Below are 20,195 nucleotides of genomic sequence, written 5' to 3' on the forward strand. Positions count from 1 at the left end.
AACAGCTTATTCGTATTCCATAAACAAAAGCTGTGAACTTGAGTGAAAGATCAGTTAGTTAGGTTCTGTACATGGTCGATAGTTTTAACGGTATTAAGCAGTGTCTTGACATTGCCCAATCCAAAAAAAATGGTTGCTTACAGGTTAAGAGCAATGGCATCACCTGGAATGTTTTTGTCAAGGAAGGCCGCCTTCAATATGCCGTCCATTCCATACAGACGTTCGAGACAATAAAATACTGCCTAAATAAGTTAGGGTATCGGGTGCCTGAAAAGACGCTAGACAATTTACAGCCCGATTTTCGAAGCGTTCAACTATCCACTAACCAAGTATGGTTACTCTATGAAGCCAGCAATCAGCTATATCAAGAGGGAGTATTAGACAGTAATGCCACCCAAATGCTTAAGCTGGAACTGTCTAAAGACGCCCTAGAATCTTTGTTTTGGTTAAGACAAGCAACATATGTATGGCTAGACCAGACGTCATATCACCCTGATGTTGCTTCTTTCTCAACCATCATTAACCAGTTGAAAGAACAACTCAAAATCTGGCAAAGGTTGAGTCAAATAGTGTCCTCACCCTACCAGCGGCCCTATTGCCCTGACCGAAGTAAGCTTAGTCAGCCTGTGCCCAATGGTATATTGACTCAGACACTCCTTCAAGCACTGGCTCAGCTGATGAATGGCAATAATATTCAACAACTCGCGTCATTTGTGAGGCAAGATACTCTGAAATTTGCCCAATTGCTAAATCCGTACATACAACAACAGTACTTTATTTTAAAATCTCCGGTTTCTCCTTACGACAAACTTCCCAATATTCCAGCCCCGAACAGTGTTCAGGCCGTAGGGAAACCAACCATTTCACCCCCAACCTCCTTGCCAACCCATAGAAAGGTTCACAAGATTGTTTGCATTGATGACAGCCCAGCCATGCTAGAAACGATTCAAGGTTACTTAGGTTCAGAAGGCTTTGATGTAGCCACCGTTGAAAATCCGATGGAATCAATGTCAACTCTGTTTTCCATGAAACCAGACTTAATTTTGATGGATGTTTCCATGCCAGGTATTAACGGTAATCGTCTGTGCACGATCCTGCGTCGTAGCTCTGTCTTCAAAAAGGTGCCAATCATTATGGTCAGCAGTAATACCAGTGTCTTAGATAAAGCCAAATCCGAATCCTCTGGTGCCACTGATTACCTAACCAAGCCTTTTTCAAAAGCAGATTTGCTCGCCATTGTTGAAGAGTATCTTTCAATTGTTGTTGCTGCATAGAAAGCTCTGGGCAGGCTAAGTGTGTGTTCTAAGTCTTTCGTTTCCTATATTTTTTGATGTTCTAAGGAGTAATCCATGGGTAAAAATATACTTGTTGTTGACGATATGCAGGCTCAGCGTGATTTAATGTCTAACTACTTATCACGAGCCGGTTATAACGTTACCACCGCTGAAAGTGGTGCAGAGGCCCTTGTCATGGTCAAAGCCAACAAACCCGATATTGTTGTAACAGATTTAGTGATGCCTGAAATCACAGGTTTGGAATTGTGCCGTGAACTTAAACGTCAACCAGACACTGCAGCAATCCCCGTCGTGGCTTGTACAACTAAAGATCGCAAAATGGACCAGAACTGGGCCAGAAAGCAGGGGGTAGCCGCCTATGTTGTTAAGCCCTGTACTGAGCAAGAATTAGTCGATGCAGTTCGCTCGGTCGTCTAGTATATAAGGCTTTATTAGGACGTCCCTGCAAGCCAGATCGCTTAGATACCTATCTCCATATTGCACTTATTCCCAATATGCTTGTCATGACATTGGGAGTCCTGGGTAATGTGGAGAATGGGTTTAAGAACAGATTGATTCCTTCATGTATTTGAGCTTTGCCCCCATAAAAACTGTTGCATCTTTTTAATTTAAGCAGTAATATCCCCTAGCTAGGGCATGCGCTCTGGCTAGGGGATTTATGTATTAAGGTGTGTTACAAGTTTGGTGTAAAAAGCTGATGACCAACGTAAGGCGCTGGCGCTTAAATAATCACCCCATTATCCCATTACTCATCCACCCATCGACAGCCCCAACCCGGGTCTTTATTTTTGTGCAGTCCCCTAATCAATAGCCCATCAATGTTGTATTAAAACTAGTAGTAACTCCCGCAGCACGAATCAGACTTCGTTTTTCCTACGGGAGTTACTTATCAAGTGTGAAATACGTTTGAGGAACCTTACTTGGCAGCTACAGCTCCACCAGCGGAATTTACCGCATTATTGTAGATTGCAGCATGATAGCTTGCTAGATCAGGTGCTTGTTCAATAGCGCCTTGAGTGACCATAAACTCAGCTGATTCCAGTAGGACTTTACCCAAAGCACCAGGTGCATCCGATGTGCCTAAATATTTAATGCTCGCTTGTTCTTCAGCGCTGAGCCAAACTAACTCGTTCATTACATCGAGACTTTGTTCAGGTGTTAATCCAAGTTCGCCTGAGATAGCCTGTGCAGCTGATTCTGGGTCTGCACGGTAGAAGTCAACTGCTTCATCTAATGCCATGACATATTTCTCAACGGCCTCTGGATATTGGCTGACAAAATCTTGGTGAACAACAGCCAAATCAGCAGTGATAATACCCTCATCAGCTAATTGCTTGGCCGATGTAATAACAATACCATTATCCTCTTGAAGCTTACCCAGAACTGGATGCCATATAAAACTGCCATCAATGGTCCCTTTCTGCCATGCTGCCAGTGTTTCGTCCGGCGTCATATCAACAATTTTTACTTCCGCAGCATCTATCCCATTTTCTCGTAAGGCCGATAAAAGGCTAAAGTGGGTCGTCGAGCCAAATGGCACAGCAATAGTTTTCCCTTTCATATCAGCAAGGCGGATAATCCCAGAGTCAGGCCTGATGGCAAGAGCCTCGTTCTCACCAATAATGTCATGAATGAAATAAACCTGGTAAGGCAAATTATTGGCAATGCCTGTAGAAACAGGGACAGAGCCAGCCAACCCTAAATCAATTTCTCCTGCCATCATCGCCTGGTTGACATCACCACCAGAACTATACTGAACCCATTCTATCTCAACCCCTGGGAGGTTTTCTTCAACCATACCCTGGGATTTTGCCAATAGCTCAGCATTGGGAATCACCTGATAACCTACTCTGATTTCTTCTGGCATACTACCTGCACTGTTGCTGTTGTTTGCCCCAGTATTATTCTCAACAGTTGTCTTGGGTGTGCAAGCAGAGATCGTTAATACCAGACTTAATCCTGTCAAGCCTAGTAATGTGTTGAATTTTCTGCGTGGTAGACCAGTTTGTCGAAGCTGTTCAAAAAACATTTAGGTTACATGTCCTTACTGTAAACGGATTGAGGTGCAATATTCGATTGCAGGTCAGATAGAAACCCTTAGGAATTTCCCGGGTGTGTAGTGTTGGCAATATGATTCCCCCGGAAAGTTGTGATTGATGATTCTCGTCTAAAGCATAAGGTTTCTGGATGAGACTTTTGCAAATTGATAACTTTACATAATGGCAATGATTCAGGAATTGCATAATACAATGCCCTAGGACACTACACTCTCGAAGATTTGACCTCACATATACAGGTCAAGATAGCCTGCCAAACGAAACAAGTATTTGACACTAAATAGGTGGTTTGATACTTATATGGGGCTGTTGGGCAATCTACAAGTACTTCCACAACTGCTTACACAATCATAAGAATGCATTAAAAACTTTATGGTGATTGAAACAAGTTAGGTATGTATGGGTTTATCACACATCTAGTCAAAGCCGTCTTATGCTACTGATGGATGTTATTCAAGAATTGCAATAACAGAGTCAAAATATCTTATATTCCTGTGTTGCTTGCACAGCCAAAGATCGCGAAATGGATCACTCTTGGGCTAAGAAGGAAGGAGTTGCAGCTTATGCCGTCAAGTCTTGCGCAGTAGAACAACTTATTGACGCAGTTTGATGCGGTGCGGCATGTTGCTAATTGGTTCGTAGTATGGCTTATATTCTATTTCCTTGGTTCTGGTGTTGTCAGATCCTGTCTTATGCTTTTTGATACTTCTTATTGACCCATGCAAACGACGCAAAAACCGATCGAACGACTCCAAGCTTTACTGCCTGATGTGTTTGAACCCCAAACTCAAACAGGAGAGTTATATCTAAAATTTCACCTTGGTTTATCCTTAACTGTAGTTATTCCTTTGGTACAGGTGGTAGAAACTCTCAGGATTTCAGCTCATCAGGTTTCACCTATTCCAAATATGCCTGCTTCTGTGCTAGGTCTGATGAGCCATCAAGGTAAAATATTATGGGCACTTGACCTCCCTAAATTGTTAGAAGTACCCCAAAAAGATGTTCGTTCTCGGCAATACGATATCATTGTGGTTGAGGTTATGTTAGATGATGGTCAAGAATCTGATTGCCAATTTCTAGGCCTATATGTTCCTCAGATTCAAGGTACATTACGGATGAATCCGGAAGAACTGATACCCTCATTTGAGGAGATAATGCCAGGACTTGCACCATATTTGCAAGGACAGTTTCAGAAGCAAGATGAAAAGCTCTTTCTTCTAGATGTTGATGCTGTTTGTAGTGCGGAATCTTTATACGTTTACGCAAGTAGTTCGTAAGAGCTATTGGCAAGCTTCTGTTTTCTTTATTTTTCATTGCTTATCATTTTGAATGATTATGGTCTCTTCTTCTGTAAATCAAAATCCATCTTTAACTGAAACATCCTCCCTGGCTAAAGATAGTTTATCTGGTGCATCCCGCGATCAAACCCAATCGAAAGGTACCCAAGGACAAACACTTACCCAACGTCTTCTTACCTATGTGTTGCCAACGGCCCTGATCCCGCTGATCGTAGCAGGAGCCGTCGAATTTTTTACGGTGAAGCAAAAGGCCAAAACACAGGCACTGGAAAATCTTAAACTAGAATCATTGCTGGCTGCCGAAGCTGCCAATGTCTTTGTGGTAGATACGCTAAAAATTCCAGAAGTGATTGGTTTAAATCCATCGGTTCGCCAGGCCTTAGTGACTGATGCCAATAAAGCTGTGAGTAAAAATTGGCATACTACACCCATTGATGCTCTAGAAACATCATTTTCCAGTACCAAGCTCCTGACTCCAAATAGCTCTTTAAATCAATATCTTAGGGATGTTGCTTTAGTTGAGGGATTTGGCGAGATTTTCTTTACTGAGCGCCATGGCTTTAATGTGGCCTATAGTAATGTTACCTCAGACTTTGTGCAACGAGATGAAGAATGGTGGCAGGTTGCAAGTCAGAAAGGATATTTCGTCAGTTCAGTTGTTAGCGATGAGTCTGCTGGTATTGACGGTATCGAAATGTCTCGGAGCATTTTAGAGCCGAGCAATAATAATTTTTTAGGCGTGATTAAAACCTTAGTCCCGGTTGAGGCACTCCACATAGAGCTGACAACCCTATTGTCGGCTATCTTGCAAGATAACCAGGTTATTGAAATCTTAGATGCAAGGTCAGGTACTCCTGTTGCGGTTGTCTCTTCAGAAGGTACTCAGGTTGAGGCCGAGTCTTTATTGGGAACTGAGTCCATTAAGGTGATTGCTAAGGAACTGGATAATGCCCTAAATACTCCTGACTATACTGTTGATGACATTATTGAAGATATCCGTGCAGCCGTAGAGTTACCTGATCTACAAATTGAGCTAGAAAAAGTTGATCAAGAGAATGTTGGCTTATATCTATCTTCACTCTTTAAACTAGAAGGTATTTATTACAGTATTACCACTGTGCCAGGTACAAATTGGGTGGCACTTGCGGTTATTAACGAGGCAGAGGTCAATGCAGCAGGCAATGATTTAATTCGAACATTTGGTGTGACGACGCTAACTCTGGCTCTTGTAGCGACTGTAGTGTTGAGTGTTTTAGCGAGACAGTTAGCCTCTCCCCTGAAATCTTTGACCTCGACGGCAGCCGCTGCCGCAGGTGGCCAACTAGAGATTCGAGCACCTCTAGCGGGCACAGTGGAAACCAAAACTTTAGGGGCAGGTTTTAATTCATTGCTCAATCAGTTGCAGACCTTGCTTCAAGAACAAACTGCTGTAGCCCAGGAACAAGAGCGTCAACGGGCGGAGCTAGAGAATGAAATCGCCCAATTGATGGAAGACGTTGGCGATGCCGCAGACGGAGACCTGCGAGTCCGTGCCCAGCTATCTGAGGGTGATGTCGGTATTGTAGCTGACTTGTTTAACTCAATCATTGAGAACTTACGACTCACGACAAAACAGGTAAAAAAGTCTACCGGGCAGGTAACCAGCTCTCTATCTGAAAATGAGGCCGCTATTCAAGAGCTGTCAGTTCAGGCAGTAGCTGAGGTAGAATCTTTGAAAGATACGATGGAAGCGGTAGAAGACATTGGCCAATCAATTCAGGAAGTAGCCAACAACGCAGGTGAAGCTTCTGTTCTTACTCAAGATACCTACGCAACGGTGAAAGCCGGTACATCCTCTATGGATCAAACAGTAGCAAGTATTGTGGGTCTGAGATCAACGGTTGGTGAAACAGCGAAGAAAATCAAACGATTGGGTGAATCAGCCCAGAAGATTTCCCAGACAGTGAGCTTGATTGACGAAATTGCCTTGAAAACCAACTTATTGGCGGTTAATGCCAGTGTTGAGGCGGCCCGAGCCGGTGAAATGGGTGAAGGTTTCACAGCGGTTGCAGAACAGGTAGGATCGCTGGCAGAACAATCATCATCTGCAACCAAAGAAATTTCTCAGATTGTTGCGGAAATTCAAACAGAAACCCAGGAAGTTGTCGAGTCAATTGAAACGGGTACTGCCCAGGTGGTTGATAGTACCAACCTTGTGGAAACAACCAAACGGCGTCTGACTGAAGCACTCAACAAATCAGAACAAATTAATGAACTGATGCAACAAATCTCAGCATCTACCAAATATCAGACAGAGTCATCATCCGCTGTTAACGCACTGGTGAGAGAAGTCGCTGAGGAATCTGAAAAACGTTCAGAATCGGCACAGCAGATGGCCCAAGCCATGAAAGATGCCACTGAAGTTGCACAAGAACTGGAAGCCTCGGTAGAACAGTTTAAGATTGACGATGAAAACTAACAAATACGGCTAAAACCGATTGGCCATTCAACCAAACGAATAAACGAGAGAGCTGCTATGGGTCCAGCTTAAAGCTCCGATTAAATTCGCAGTCCAGTTTCGACTTCAACACCATACCTGAATCACACCATGGCTACCGATCAGCAGGTTCGAGAAAGATTTCTGGAGGAATCCGGAGAATATTTTGAGCAGATGGAACAGGTTTTGCTTGGTCTGCCCGATGCAGAAAACCCTGCTCAGCAGATTGATGTGGCCATGCGCGCTGCCCACTCCCTGAAGGGAGGAGCTGGCATGATGGGGTTTGCACCCATGGCCCAGGTAGCCCACCGACTAGAAGATTTCCTCAAAATCATTAGAGCCCGTAATGTGGATGTGGATACTGCTTTGGAAACCCTTTTACTGCAAGGGGTAGATAGCCTGAAGGCTGTGAACTCACAACTGTCCTCAGGCTTGAGTGTTGATAACGCATGGATTGCAATCCATGTAGATCCTATTATTGAGCAGTTAAGAGATCGTTTGGGTGAACTAAGCGAGGCCGATGAAAGCCTCCTCCTCTCAGACGAGGACGATATAGACGTAGCCATTCTTGTGTTCAATGGGGGTGTAGAAGAAGCTCTGGATACGTTTGAGGCAAATTTGCCTGGCTATGCAGGAGAACCACTGCGGGAAGCTTTGTGTAAACAGGCTAATCGATTAATTGAACTGGGGCTGATGGGGGGAATCGATACCTTTGTAGAGCTTTGCCAGTCAGTTTATGATCAAGCCCAAAGCGCTAGCCTTGGGCAGATGCCAGCATTATGCAAGCAGGCATTGACGGCCTGGAGACGTTCTCAGTCCCTGGTGCAACTGGGGCGTATGGATAAGCTGCCATCCCAACTTAAATTTATTCCTGATACGACGCCTGATGCAACCTTGGAGAGTGCCACTGTAGTAGAGCCCACCGCCGTATGGGAATCGATATTACCCACAGACTCGCCGTCCGAAATAGAAGATGCCGTTCCTGACATATCTCTCCCGATGGCAGAAGAGACGATCAGTTTGGGTGATACTGATCTAGCAAGCTTGCAGATGGAAATGGCTGCTGCCGCTGAAGCGTTAGAAATATTACCAAGTATCGATAATGATAATATTGACAGCTCCATTGTTGTGGTTCCTGAGCCTGCTGTCGAAATACTTACAGAAGCCGAACTACTTGCAGAAATGGATCCACCAAGGCCTAAAAACCTGGGTATTGAGACTACTGTGGACCCACCAGCAATGGATTTACCTGAGCTGGATGCAAAGGATCTCAGCCAGTTACAGGCAGCATTTGCTCAACTTGACATAACCACCTTAGTTGACCCTTTTGATAAGGATAGGGTTACCGCAACATCCGATACTAATTTAGTCGCCCCAGAAATTACCCCAGACGCTATCTCTGAAGCAACCTCAGAGGCTATCCCGGCACAAGTATCCAATTCCACCCAAAGGTTGGCTCGCCCTAGGGTAAAACGAAAAATTGTTCGCCCTCAGATGACGGCACCTAAGCGAACCGGCACGTTTCGGATCGCTGCGGAAGATTTACAACAGATCAACGATCTCTTTGGTACCTTGATTCTGGAGCGAAATGCGATCAACCTGCGACAAAAGCAGTTAAATGATTTTGCCACCCTACTACAAGAACGGATGCAAGCATTGGAATCGTTTAACGTCCGGTTGCGTCAATGGTATGACCGTTCTTCTATGGAAAGTCTTCTGCCAACAGGGGCGATGAATATCAGTCTACCGGTTGCCCTTGCGGAGTCAAGAGCGTCTGATAGTGGCATAGGTGTGGCACTCTCTCAAGATTTTGATGCCCTGGAGATGGACCAATATTCTGAATTACATTTGCTTGCCCAGGAGCAAATGGAAACAGTTGTTAAGCTTCAGGAGGTAACTGCTGACATCCGTCTGGGTCTGCGGGAAATGGACCAGACCACCCAGTCTCTTAATGGTACGACCCAAAAACTGCAAAATCGAATTACTCGGACTCAAATGCGTCCGATCTCGGATATACTAGGCCGCTTTCCTCGACTGATTCGTGATTTATCTGTTCAATACGATAAAAAAGTCAAGCTCAAAATCGAAGGGGAAACCACTCTCTTTGAACGGATTACTTTAGAGCTGTTGGCAGACCCTCTTACCCATATCCTGAGAAACTCCTTTGACCATGGGATTGAGCCAAACCATGAACGGATTAAGGCGGGTAAAGCTGAAATGGGATTGATAACCATTCGGGCTTCTCAAATTGGCAACCGTGCCCGAATGGTTATTCGTGATGATGGACGCGGCATTAACCTGGATAAAATTCGCGATCGCATGCGACAACACAATATTGATGAGGCTGTTATCAATAAAATGAGTAAGCAGGAGCTACTCTCCGTTATTTTTGATGCAGGGTTTAGTACCGCAGCTGAGGTTACTGAACTGTCGGGCCGTGGTGTGGGTATGGACGTGGTTCGCAGCAATTTGCAACAGTTGAATGGTGATATTCAGGTAGATACACAGCTTGGCCAGGGAACAACCTTTACCATTGAAATTCCCTTAAGCCTCTCTGTAATTCGGATCATGCTTTTGGAACAGGAATCCATGGTATTTGCTGTGCCTGTGGATGCTATAGAAGAACTGATGGCTCTGGATAGGGACCAACTGATTGACTCTGACCAAGGACCCAAATTTATCTGGCAGGGGCAACAGATCCCCTTAGTCCAGCTCGAAGATCACCTCACGTTCAATGGCAGGGCCTCCTTGACTCCCTTTGAGGGTAAACCTACCATTGACCACCCGATGGCTCTCATCGTTAGCCATGACAACGGTTATTGTGCCATTGTCATCCAGCGCTACTGGGGGGAGCAGGAAGTTGCGACCCGAGCCATTACAAGCCCCATTCCCTTGCCACCTGGCTTTGTCGGGGCAACTGTTTTGGGGGATGGTCGAGTTGTCTCTCTGGTTGATCTACCGCTACTCATTTCTAGTACTGCTTTTGACAAGATCCACACACCATTAGAAACCGAATCGGACGTTTCTAACCTCGTCCCATTACCCCAGCAAAACCATGGCTCGCAACCAACAGTCTTGGTCGTGGATGATTCTGTACACTTGCGTCGTTATCTTACACTTACCCTAGAGAAAGCAGGTTACTATGTCGAACAAGCACGGGATGGGCAAGAAGCCGTCGATAAACTTCTTAAAGGCTTAAACGTACAGGCTGTTCTTTGTGATGTAGAGATGCCTCGTCTTGATGGCTATGGTGTGCTGGATGAAATTAAAAATCGACCTGAGTTTAAGTCGTTACCCATTTCGATGCTAACCTCCCGCAGTAGTGAAAAGCACCGCAAATTAGCAATGAACCTGGGAGCTGCTGCCTACTTTGCCAAGCCATACAATGAGCAAGTGTTATTGCAGACCTTAGAGAAGCTCATTGCGAAAACAGTTTAACGGTATGGCGATTCCCGGTCATGATCCCCCGGCATCGCCCAGTTGTCCACGATCAAACAGAGCGATGATCCAAAATTGTGCAAAGTGCCCACAAAGCACCCTACAAAATTCTTGCCAAACTCGCCCTCATTCCCCCATTACTCTGGCCTGATACCGAAAACGCCAGGGCCTCTCGATAAACCCGTTGCGCCGGATGCCCTGCAAAATTCGCCGCCCCCCGTGACACAATCACTGCCCCATGACCACACCGCACCGCTAGCTCAATCGCCCAAGCCCGCAACCGCAACCTCTCCTCCGATGGATTCTTTAAAGTCCCATAGGTAGCTTTTCGGCAGCGACACACCTCATGGGTTAATCTCCCATAGGCCTCACCAATCTCAGGAAATACAGACGACTGAGCCCTTTTTAAAATATCCAACCCTCCCTGAGCACAGCCAAGGGCAAAAAAATTGTGCGTCAGCGGATACCCCATATCTGCCTGCTGAATCCACCCCGCTGGCTTAACATCCAAAACCAATTTCTCAGGCGCAAACCAATCCTGCAAAGTCGCTGTTACCGTTTGTGTTGATCCTAAGGCTGCCAGTTCCATGGGTTCACTAAATGCAAGCGAGCCTTTGACAGGATGAAATGGAGCTAGAACAAAAACTGCTCGTCCATCCGGTAGTTGTGCTGCCAACATCCAATGCTCAAAAATCCCAAACCCCGTAATCCAAGGCACTGTGCCATTAAACATATACCCCCCAGCGGTCTCTTTTGCCAGGATAGGCTGTTGTGCCCGACGCAAATGAGAGAAGCCGACACCCAGACCAATGTCACCTGCGATCGCACCCTGCAAATAGGTCTGTTTTAGTTCTAGGTTGTCAGAATTCCAAAGCTCCTGGGCACACCGCTGATGCTGACTTTGTAAAAACACCAGTGCTCCAGAGTAGCGCGCCAGCTGCTCCGTAAATCGATAAACCGCCTCAGAATTCCAACCTTGTCCCCCACCCTGTTTGGCAACCTTAAGTCCCAATAACCCATGGCGACCTAATTCCTGAAATGCCTTATGTAAGGACATTGGGTCTCGATCTAGCTGTGCCGCCTGTGGAACAATGAGCGTTTGAAATAAGTGATCAAGCGTATGGGTGGAGTGACCGGTAATAACAGATGTGCTCATGGGGGCAAATAACTGGCTCGTATAATCCCAATGTAGCGGGTGGAGAGCGTTAAAGCTTAGGGCTTTAATTTTGGCTCTGGGACAGGCTATTGCTGAAGTCTTCCACATCGATAGCACCCAGATCCTTGAGACTGACACGCTGTACTGGATCAATGCCAGTGATGCCTTTTATCTGCATCTTTTCATAAGGACGGGGTGGCTTAATTTGTCGGCGAGTTTTATCGATAATATCGATGATGTGGATAGAACCACTGCGATCGCAACTCACTAAATGTCGACTATCCGACATAAACACCAAAGATTGAATCCCCAATGGTTGGCCAATGGGCATTGGCATGTCTATTGGCTGGGCTTTCCAGTTTTGTGGATTAGGTGAGCGAGTGTCCCATACATAAATCCTGTGATCATCACTACCACTCGCCATCCAACAACTATCTGGGCTAAAGGCAACAGATTTCACCCCTGCTGTCCGATGTTCATCTTCAAAACAATGGAGATATTCCCCCATCTCCACATCCCAGATGATCACTTTTCCATCATCACTACCGCTCGCCAACAATAATCGAGGATTGGACTGAGATTTGGGAAACGGCTTAAATGAAACTGAACGAATGCGATGCTGGTGGCGCTCCTTAAACTTACGAATCACCTTATATTTGCGCACATCCCAGAGATAAATTGCCTTATCATCCCCACCACTGGCTAAATATTTCCCATCGGGGCTAAAGGCAACCGTTCGAATCCAATGTTGATGCCCCTCCAATAGTTGTAATTTCATCCCCGTAGGTAGCTGCCAGAGATAAATTTGTCGATCATCTCCGCCGCTCGCCAGCATTGTGCCACTGGGGTTAAACGCCACCGTTCGCACCCAGTGTTGATGGCCTATAAGTACTTTGACACAGGAACCGCTTTCCAAATCCCAAATCCGCACCGTCCCATCATCACTGGCGCTGGCAACCCATTCTGCATGGGCCGTTACCCCCCAAATACGTCCGGTATGACCCGCTAAATCTCGAATCGGCGTATTGGGATCTTCTTGAAAAGATTGCCATAGCTTAATATGCCAGTCATTCCCACCACTAACAATTAAATCTAGATCAGACGTTTGACGAGCACAAGACAGCACAGCCACCGACCGACTTCCCCTGGCAAACCCTCGCAAAATTTTGAGCGGCTCCATGGGATGCGTCCAGCTATTGGGTGTCGCAGACACTTTCGATAAAACAACTGAACGATCATCTCCGCCACTGGCTAAAAGTGTGTCGCTATGGTGCTGGTAGAAGGCAACAGACCAGACACGACTGTCGTGTATTTGAGATTTACTAATTTGAGTTCCCAGGTGAAAATCCCACAGAATAACGGTGCCGTCGTCGCTACCACTACCTACATAGCATCCATCTGGGCTAACAGCAACCGAACGAACTCGATCGGTATGTCCCCTTAAAACCCTGATACAGGTTTGGGACTCCAGATCCCAAATGCGTACGGTTTGATCATCACCACTGCTAACCAAATACTGGCTACAGGGAGAAAACACCACAGACCGAGCCCAATCTTCATGCCCAGTTTCTGTCGACGACATGAAAACTCGTTGCCTTTTCTCCCAATCCCAAACTCGAATATAGGTATCATCACCACAGCTGGCAATTTGATTGCCAGCCTGATTAAAGGTAATATATCGAAGAGTTTCACTACTCGTTGGCGTAGAAGACTCTTCTCCACGCTCCTGAAGACGTTTCAACTCCTTTCCAGTCCTCACACTGTATAGATAAATCGTAGATCGGCTAGAGCAGGCGACGAGCTCCCTTTCAGGATGAAACGTGACTGAGCGTACCCAGTCTGGAAAGTCAACTTTCTCCCACACTAGCGAAATATTATTGAGGCTGGGTTGATTTTCAGGGCTAGGATGAAAACGCCAAAGTCTTAATTTACTGTCATCTCCCCCGGTAGCGATTAAGGTGTTGTCTCGATTAAACGCGAGTGACCGTACCCAACCTAAATGACCTTGCCAATAGGTACGTTTTTGATAGGTCAGCGCATTCCAAATGTGAATATGCCCATTCGTATCTCCAGCAGCGAGATACGGTGCATCCAGAGAATTAAAGCTAGTAGATTGATGGGTAAAGCCAACTGATACCACATCGCTTAGCATCTCAGTGAAAACAGATTTATCTAAGTTGCAGTGGTTAAACTTAGTGCCAGTTAGTTTAACCCCTTCCAAATCTGCCTGCCAGATCGCCAAATGTGAAAAATCTTGATTGCTCAGATCTTTAGCGGCTTTCAACTCTTTCGACAGCTGTGTCATCAAGTTGACCAAATTTCCACCTAAATAACCAATTTTATAAGCATCATTATGACGGTGGCGCTCCAAGAAGATCTCTAGTTTTTCTTGAGTTTCCCTTGCACTGCCATAGAGTTGTTTTAGGGCATCCAAAACCGGCTTTAATAGCTTTTCTGTTTGCTGTCGTCGCACATAGTGAACAGCATCAGCCTTTAGGAGGGAATGATTGTTAAGTAATAAATTGTCAGGCAACTTCTGTATAGTTGACGAGTTGAGTTCCTCAACGATGCGCTTGACCAAATGCTGAGTCACATATTCCATCACCGTTGGCTGCAAAGTAAAGGTTGCCCCTGCTGATCTCACTTCGATTAATGAGCGATGTTCCAGGGAGCGCAACGTATAAACAAGATCTTGCTTATTCAGCAAAGAGACAATATCAGTTTGCAGACTGATAAATGTCATGGGTAGGCGATTAATGGCCAACCAGTACATGGTCTCTTTTTCAAGAGGTGATAGCCGATTAAACTGATCCTTTAACACATCCCGCAGATCGTCAAAGACCAGCTGTTGCTGGTCTAAAAAGCGTCGGATACGCCCTGCAAACAAGTCTTTAATGGTACCCGTCGCTAACTTGAGAGCCAAAGGATTTCCAGAATAGCTATGGATGAGCTTCGCTTTTTCGACATCGGTGCCCTGCAATGGTTCAATATCTTCTAACAGTTGCTCAGCTGCCTGATAATCTAGCCCTGCTAAAGCCAAGATACGCACATTTGAGTGTTCTCCTTCCAGAGTCACTAGCTCTCTAGGCTTCTCACGACTAGTGATTACAACACAGCTACGTAGTTGTCTTTCTAATTTTGAAATGCCAACCTCTTGTAACAGCTGACGATAATACTTATAGTCTTTGTACTTATGATCGTGAGGATCTAAAGCCCCTGCTTGAAAATGTCGAGACGCTTTCTTTGCATTCTTCGTAGGATTAGTCTCAGAAACAAAAACCTGGTCAAACTGATCTAATACAAGTAAGCATCGCTTTTGTTTAAATATTTTGAACAAATCCTTAATGGAGGCATTGGCAGGTATTTCAGGTAATGACTCAAGCAGAGCTTGAAATGAATCAAATTGTCGTAGTGAGCGCCAGACAACCCAATCAAACTCGGTCTTTATTTGGTCGATTAACTCTAAGACAAGGGCTGTTTTGCCAATGCCACCTATACCGGTAACCGCTATTAGATCACAGCGATCGCTACGAATCCATTGGCTTAGATGCTGTAATTCCCTTTTTCGGCCAGTAAATGAGATTACTTTGGGAGCATTCCCTAAATCAATGCAGTTCTGGTTCTGGTTCTGATTCTGGGCACGTTCAGATTGAGTGTTGAGCAGTTTGACTTTGAGAATAGCAAGTTTGCCTGGCCCTTTCCGCGCAATCTCAAATTTACGATATACCTCACCAAGACGCTTACGCACTGCAGCATCACTAATTTTTAACTGTTTGGCGATGTCAGCTGTCGATAAACCATCCACCGCTAGAATCAAAGCCTGCCTTTCAGCCTCAGTGACTCCGTGAGCCTTAGCTTCTGAGGTCAGAAAGTCTTCAGAAATATCGGGCTCCACCATAAACGCCACATCCTCAGATTAAAACCATGCAATAACGATGATCGAGGGGAACCCACCAAGATCCTTAGCCATAGTTAAACACTAACTGTATTTGATAGGTTACCTCACTTATGTGAGGAGCTAAACCCTGGCTTATTATTTTTAAACAGAAAAAATCTCACTTCATGGTACTTATTACTCTACTCTAGCCTTTGAAGTGAGATAGGTTAAGGATAGTCATGATGGGCAGACATTATTATGACCTGAATCTTAGATGGCAACACTTGAGGCTGGTTATTGACAGCATCTAACTTTATCGCTACTTTTATCTATGTGAGGTTAAACGCTACGCGGAAGTGATATTTTCTCCATAAATTTCTCACATAAGGGGGCATCTATGTTTAATCACTCACACTTTAGGCGAATGGACCTCTATCAGGTGTTAACGTCCGTTGATCAGAGCATCCGACAAACGGTCTTAGATACTGGCTTTGGTAACGTGGAGTTAGAGTTTAGCCCTGCAGATCGTCAGACCGTTAGAATCATTGTTAAGAATACAGTTTACGATCTCTACGCAGTTAGTCTAGATGAGGTACAACAGTTATTAAGGAGCGGACCACACTTCCCAGAGCACTATATTAGTCAAAGGCTTTGGGACATGCTGGGAATAATCCTGCACACCATTTTGGGTGAACAAGGTACACAGTATGGCCACATTAGTCTGGAGATGGAGCGGAAAAACCATCAGCAACGTTTTCTCATTCATGGTGCGCCATCGTATCAACTGTATTTAGCGCAAGAAGCGATGAATCTTTAATTCCATGGGTATGCCGGGGAGCGGCAGCCCATAGGTTCAAAAACAATTAAAAACGGCTCGGTTTATGGAGAGATTACCAAGGCCGAGGAGGGTGCTGAAGAGCGCTTTCCTTGGCCTTGGTTTTTGGTAATAACCTCGGGGGACATCTCATGTTTGCTAAGTTTCAAACGCATACAGTGCTGGCTCGACTACTACAGAAACGTCCTGGTAATAGGCTTCCCAGGCGATTTAGGCAACGTCGACGCTACAGCTTGATCGTGCGCATAGCATTTCAGTTATTTCGCTGGTTGTTTTTATTTGGTATGGGGGTTTCTCTCTTAACACTGTTTGTAGGTTGGGTCGTTTCTCAAAATTTGGCAGAAACTATCTACTTTCAGGTACAACCTCTCTTCAAACTGTTTGCAGCTACGACGTTTTTAGTCTTTGCCTGTGCCTGCCTTAAGGAGTCTATTTAAGGATTTACCACCTGTCAAAGTTGTTCACATTGTTGCTCACATTGTAAAGCCATGGCCATCTTCCCGATTGTGACATTTTTCTTGTTGTTTATCGCGCTCACCAAGCAGTTATTGGGTAAGGCTAGTGATATGCCAGATCGCGCATTGAATGAAGTGAATTTATCCATAGGAGATAAAACACCTATTGTTTTGGAAATTGATTCATTACATTCTTTGGTGAGGTTGATCGCTCAGCTTGATTCTGAGAAGCAATAGACTGCACGTTATGGTTACAAATGATCAGCGATCGCAACAGCTGTTGCGATCGCTGATCATACATGACTCCCCAAAAGAGTGCCTTGAGCTACTTTAAAAAAGCTCGTTCACAAGGTTCAGTATATTAGGTATGGCGGGATGAGATATATCTGAACGCCAGACAACGGCTGATTCAAGTATAGGAGACCGTTCTATCAAAGGTCTAGCCACCACACCCTGTTGTTGAATCTGTTGAATAGACGCATGAATGAGCGACACTCCCAAGCCTGCTGCCACTAGCCCAAGAATTGTTTGTTGTGGAAACGCTTCCTGGATCACCCTTGGGCTAAAATTGGCCTGCTGGCAAAAGCTAATAATGGAATCGTACAAAACAGGGCCTACCTGACGAGGGAACAAAATAAATGACTCGTCCGCTAAACATGTTATTGATATTGGCACAGGAGATTTTTTCGCTAAGGGATGAATATCTGGTAATAGTGCCATCATAGGCTCTCTATAAATCACCTCCTGACTTAGCAAAGGCTCATTAATCGGAGGATGTAGAAAGCCTACGTGAATCTCTTCAGCTAATAGTGCCTTCACCTGTTCATTGGTTTGCAACCGTTTTAGGTCCAGGTGAATTGCTGGAAATCTCTGCTTGAACTCACGCACAACTTTTGGCAAAACACTATTGAGAATGGGGCCAGTAAAACCAATATTGAATTGTCCGGCCACACCTTGACCAACCCGCTGAGCCATCATCACTGCATGGTCTGCCTGAGCCAGTGTTTTTCGTGTTTCTTGCAAAAACACCTTGCCCGCCTCCGTTAACCACATCGTACGCTTGGTGCGATGAAAAAGCTTCACCCCTAATTCTTCTTCCAGGTTACGAATCTGTCGGCTCAGGGGCTGCTGAGCCATATGGAGACGATGGGCTGCACGGCCAAAATGCAGCTCCTCGGCAACCATCAAAAAGTAGCGCAGGTGGCGTAACTCCATTTGAACCTTTTAGGTGCTAATTATGAACAAAAGAGGTGTTGGACGTTCATATGGGCTTTTTCTATGGTGGCAGATAGAGCGTTACGGGGTATTCGACGAATATGGCACTTCATCAACACCTAAGCCAAGGGGCATGGATTCTAGGATGGCTAACCATAGCAGTCACTGACGTTAAAGCCGAGGGCGCGATCGCACCCACCGTTTCCCCTGCTGTTACAGAAATAGTCTCTGCCATTGCAGTATCGCGCACTGACTTTCGCGTTGAGAGCGATCCGGGCATTAAAATTTCTGTGCGAGAGGTCAAAACCCAGTCAGAATCCACTGGAGTGCCCATTCTCTTGATTCATGGTGGTGGTCCGGGAGGTCTGGCATCCTTTGATTTAGACGTACCAGACTACTCGCTGGCTGCGGACTTTGCCCAGGCCGGGCACCCTGTTTATGTCATGAATGTACGCGGCTGGGAAGATTCGACTCGGCCCGATGGTCTAGATGAACCGGCAGATCGCAATCCCCCGCTAGTTAACTCTGAGGAAGCAGTCCGTGATATTGGTGCCGTAGTGGACTGGATCCGCGATCGCACCACGCAACCCCAAGTTGCCCTGGTTGGTTGGGCCACTGGTGGCCATTGGGCCGGTATGTACACCAGTCGGCATAATGATGTCGTCAGCCATCTCATTATGCTAAACAGCCTCTACAGCGTGAATGCCCCCTGGGTACTGACTGAGCGCTTTGAAGATCCTAATAATCCCGGCAGGTTTAACCCTGATGGGGGTGCCTATCGCTTGGTTGATTACGACGGCTTTCTACGGGGATGGGACAACTCAATTCCGATCGATAACAAAACTCAATGGCGAGACCCAGCCGTCGCTGATGCCTATGCTCGCACAGCCGTTGAACTCGACCCCACCAGCGCAACTCGCACACCGCCAAGTGCTCGTATTCCTACCGCCTATCGAGAAGAAAGTTTTAACCTGGCTCAGGGGTATCGATACTGGAACACAGAAGATATTTATACCCCCACCCTTGGCATTCGGGGAGAGTTAGATTTTTGGTCCCGGCCAGAAGACTTATCAATATTGGAGACAGAACTTATCAATGCTCCAGTTGTGCAAATGGTAACAATTCCAGATGCAACCCATTACCTGTTCAACGATCGTCCAGAACGGGGACGTGAACGTTTTATTCAAGAGGTATTGATATTCTTGCTAGACTGACTCACATTTTTAGCGACCGTCCCATAATTTTTACTTATGTTCTTTCTTAACGTAGAATTCAGCTTATCGACAGAAGGTCGGTGTCTTTGGGTTTAAAGGCTCACTAGGAGATTTCAGGTCCAAGGTTTCCTATAAACTAGAGCCTTGTATCCTTTGCTACTTGCCCCTTTCATGACAGAGCAGATCAGCCTGTTTAGTAATCAGCTGCCCTCCGAAGTTGATGCCCTATCCCCAGAAACCTGGGAGCAAATTCCCACCCGTGCCAGTATCCCCATTCCCTCGGGCACCTACGAAAATCTAGAACAACTAGCTCAGCACTGCAATCAGTGTCAGCGCTGTGACCTGGCCGGTGGTCGGACCAACGTGGTCGTTAGTCGAGGTAACCCCAACGCCGCCATTATGATTATCGGAGAAGGGCCGGGGCAGCACGAGGACGAACAGGGATTGCCCTTTGTCGGTAAATCAGGTCAGCTGCTGGACAAAATTTTGGCCTCCGTCCGATTGGACATCAAAAACGACGTTTATATCTGCAATGTAGTCAAATGTCGTCCCCCTGGTAACCGCGCCCCCACCGCAGGTGAAGTCGCCGCCTGTATCCCCTACCTGAAAGAACAGGTACGTCTGGTAGATCCAAAAATCATTCTGCTCACCGGCGGCACCGCCCTCAAAGGCCTAGTCGGCGTCAAACAAGGCATCACTAAAGTGCGCGGCAACTGGATGGAATGGGAAGGTCGAAACTGCATGGCCATTTTCCACCCAGCCTACTTATTACGAAACCCCTCCCGCGAAAAAGGCAAACCTAAATGGCTCATGTGGCAGGACATTCAGGAAATTAAAAAAAAGCTCGATGAAGTAAACAGCCAACAAGCATAGTAGTTG

The 20,195-nt window shown here is 45.8% G+C and carries 14 protein-coding genes; 10 read left to right on the plus strand and 4 right to left on the minus strand.

From position 1 onward, the window contains the following. The first annotated feature begins 71 nt into the window (after positions 1-71). Together U2F10_RS08805 and U2F10_RS08810 are read left to right on the plus strand one after the other, a co-directional pair. Positions 72-1,274, plus strand: a complete 1,203-nt coding sequence (locus tag U2F10_RS08805; RefSeq protein ID WP_499058588.1) for a response regulator — start codon at positions 72-74, stop codon at positions 1,272-1,274. A 75-nt stretch (positions 1,275-1,349) separates the two neighbouring features. Beyond that, a complete protein-coding gene (locus U2F10_RS08810; RefSeq protein WP_006513972.1) occupies positions 1,350-1,712 on the plus strand; it encodes a response regulator in 363 nt (120 codons plus the stop codon). Positions 1,713-2,211: 499 nt separating this feature from the next. Here the strand turns inward: U2F10_RS08810 and U2F10_RS08815 are convergent, their stop codons facing one another. Further along, positions 2,212-3,162, minus strand: a complete 951-nt coding sequence (locus U2F10_RS08815; RefSeq protein WP_499871771.1) for a taurine ABC transporter substrate-binding protein — start codon at positions 3,160-3,162, stop codon at positions 2,212-2,214. A 909-nt stretch (positions 3,163-4,071) separates the two neighbouring features. Between U2F10_RS08815 and U2F10_RS08820 the strand changes: the two genes are divergently transcribed. From U2F10_RS08820 to U2F10_RS08830, 3 genes are all read left to right on the plus strand, one after another. Next, positions 4,072-4,629, plus strand: a complete 558-nt coding sequence (locus U2F10_RS08820) for a chemotaxis protein CheW (protein WP_499871773.1) — start codon at positions 4,072-4,074, stop codon at positions 4,627-4,629. A gap of 58 nt (positions 4,630-4,687) precedes the next feature. Beyond that, positions 4,688-7,108: a methyl-accepting chemotaxis protein gene (locus tag U2F10_RS08825; RefSeq protein ID WP_499871775.1), complete on the plus strand. Its 2,421-nt coding sequence runs from the start codon at positions 4,688-4,690 to the stop codon at positions 7,106-7,108. A 129-nt stretch (positions 7,109-7,237) separates the two neighbouring features. Continuing rightward, positions 7,238-10,564: a response regulator gene (locus U2F10_RS08830; RefSeq protein WP_499871777.1), complete on the plus strand. Its 3,327-nt coding sequence runs from the start codon at positions 7,238-7,240 to the stop codon at positions 10,562-10,564. A gap of 100 nt (positions 10,565-10,664) precedes the next feature. Here U2F10_RS08830 and U2F10_RS08835 read toward each other — a convergent pair whose 3' ends face one another. Together U2F10_RS08835 and U2F10_RS08840 are read right to left on the minus strand one after the other, a co-directional pair. After that, entirely contained in the window at positions 10,665-11,720 is a 1,056-nt protein-coding gene (locus U2F10_RS08835; protein ID WP_163664022.1) for an acyl-CoA dehydrogenase family protein, read from the minus strand. A gap of 64 nt (positions 11,721-11,784) precedes the next feature. Next, positions 11,785-15,618, minus strand: coding sequence for a WD40 domain-containing protein (locus U2F10_RS08840; RefSeq protein ID WP_499871778.1), 3,834 nt, complete (start codon positions 15,616-15,618; stop codon positions 11,785-11,787). Between the two features lie 376 nt (positions 15,619-15,994). Here U2F10_RS08840 and U2F10_RS08845 point away from each other — a divergent pair, with 376 nt between their 5' ends. The 3 genes from U2F10_RS08845 (at position 15,995) to U2F10_RS08855 (ending at position 17,124) form a co-directional block, all read left to right on the plus strand. Further along, positions 15,995-16,414 carry a hypothetical protein gene (locus tag U2F10_RS08845; RefSeq protein ID WP_499058577.1) on the plus strand — a complete coding sequence of 140 codons (420 nt, stop codon included), beginning with the start codon at positions 15,995-15,997 and terminating at the stop codon, positions 16,412-16,414. A 149-nt stretch (positions 16,415-16,563) separates the two neighbouring features. Continuing rightward, entirely contained in the window at positions 16,564-16,869 is a 306-nt protein-coding gene (locus tag U2F10_RS08850) for a hypothetical protein (protein ID WP_499871780.1), read from the plus strand. A gap of 51 nt (positions 16,870-16,920) precedes the next feature. Next, the gene (locus tag U2F10_RS08855; RefSeq protein ID WP_163699383.1) at positions 16,921-17,124 is read left to right on the plus strand and encodes a hypothetical protein; all 204 of its coding nucleotides are present in this window, start codon (positions 16,921-16,923) and stop codon (positions 17,122-17,124) included. A 93-nt stretch (positions 17,125-17,217) separates the two neighbouring features. Here the strand turns inward: U2F10_RS08855 and U2F10_RS08860 are convergent, their stop codons facing one another. After that, complete coding sequence (locus U2F10_RS08860; RefSeq protein ID WP_499058574.1) at positions 17,218-18,102, minus strand: LysR substrate-binding domain-containing protein; 885 nt, start codon at positions 18,100-18,102, stop codon at positions 17,218-17,220. Between the two features lie 101 nt (positions 18,103-18,203). Here U2F10_RS08860 and U2F10_RS08865 point away from each other — a divergent pair, with 101 nt between their 5' ends. Both U2F10_RS08865 and U2F10_RS08870 read left to right on the plus strand, forming a co-directional pair. Continuing rightward, positions 18,204-19,316 (plus strand): alpha/beta fold hydrolase, encoded by a 1,113-nt coding sequence (locus U2F10_RS08865; RefSeq protein WP_163664034.1) that lies wholly within the window; start codon positions 18,204-18,206, stop codon positions 19,314-19,316. Positions 19,317-19,487: 171 nt separating this feature from the next. After that, a complete protein-coding gene (locus U2F10_RS08870) occupies positions 19,488-20,189 on the plus strand; it encodes a uracil-DNA glycosylase (RefSeq protein WP_499058572.1) in 702 nt (233 codons plus the stop codon). The last annotated feature ends 6 nt before the right edge of the window (positions 20,190-20,195 follow it).

Origin of the sequence: Leptothoe sp. EHU-05/26/07-4, assembly GCF_043421015.1 — a bacterium.
Lineage (GTDB): Bacteria > Cyanobacteriota > Cyanobacteriia > Phormidesmidales > Phormidesmidaceae > Leptothoe > Leptothoe turfae.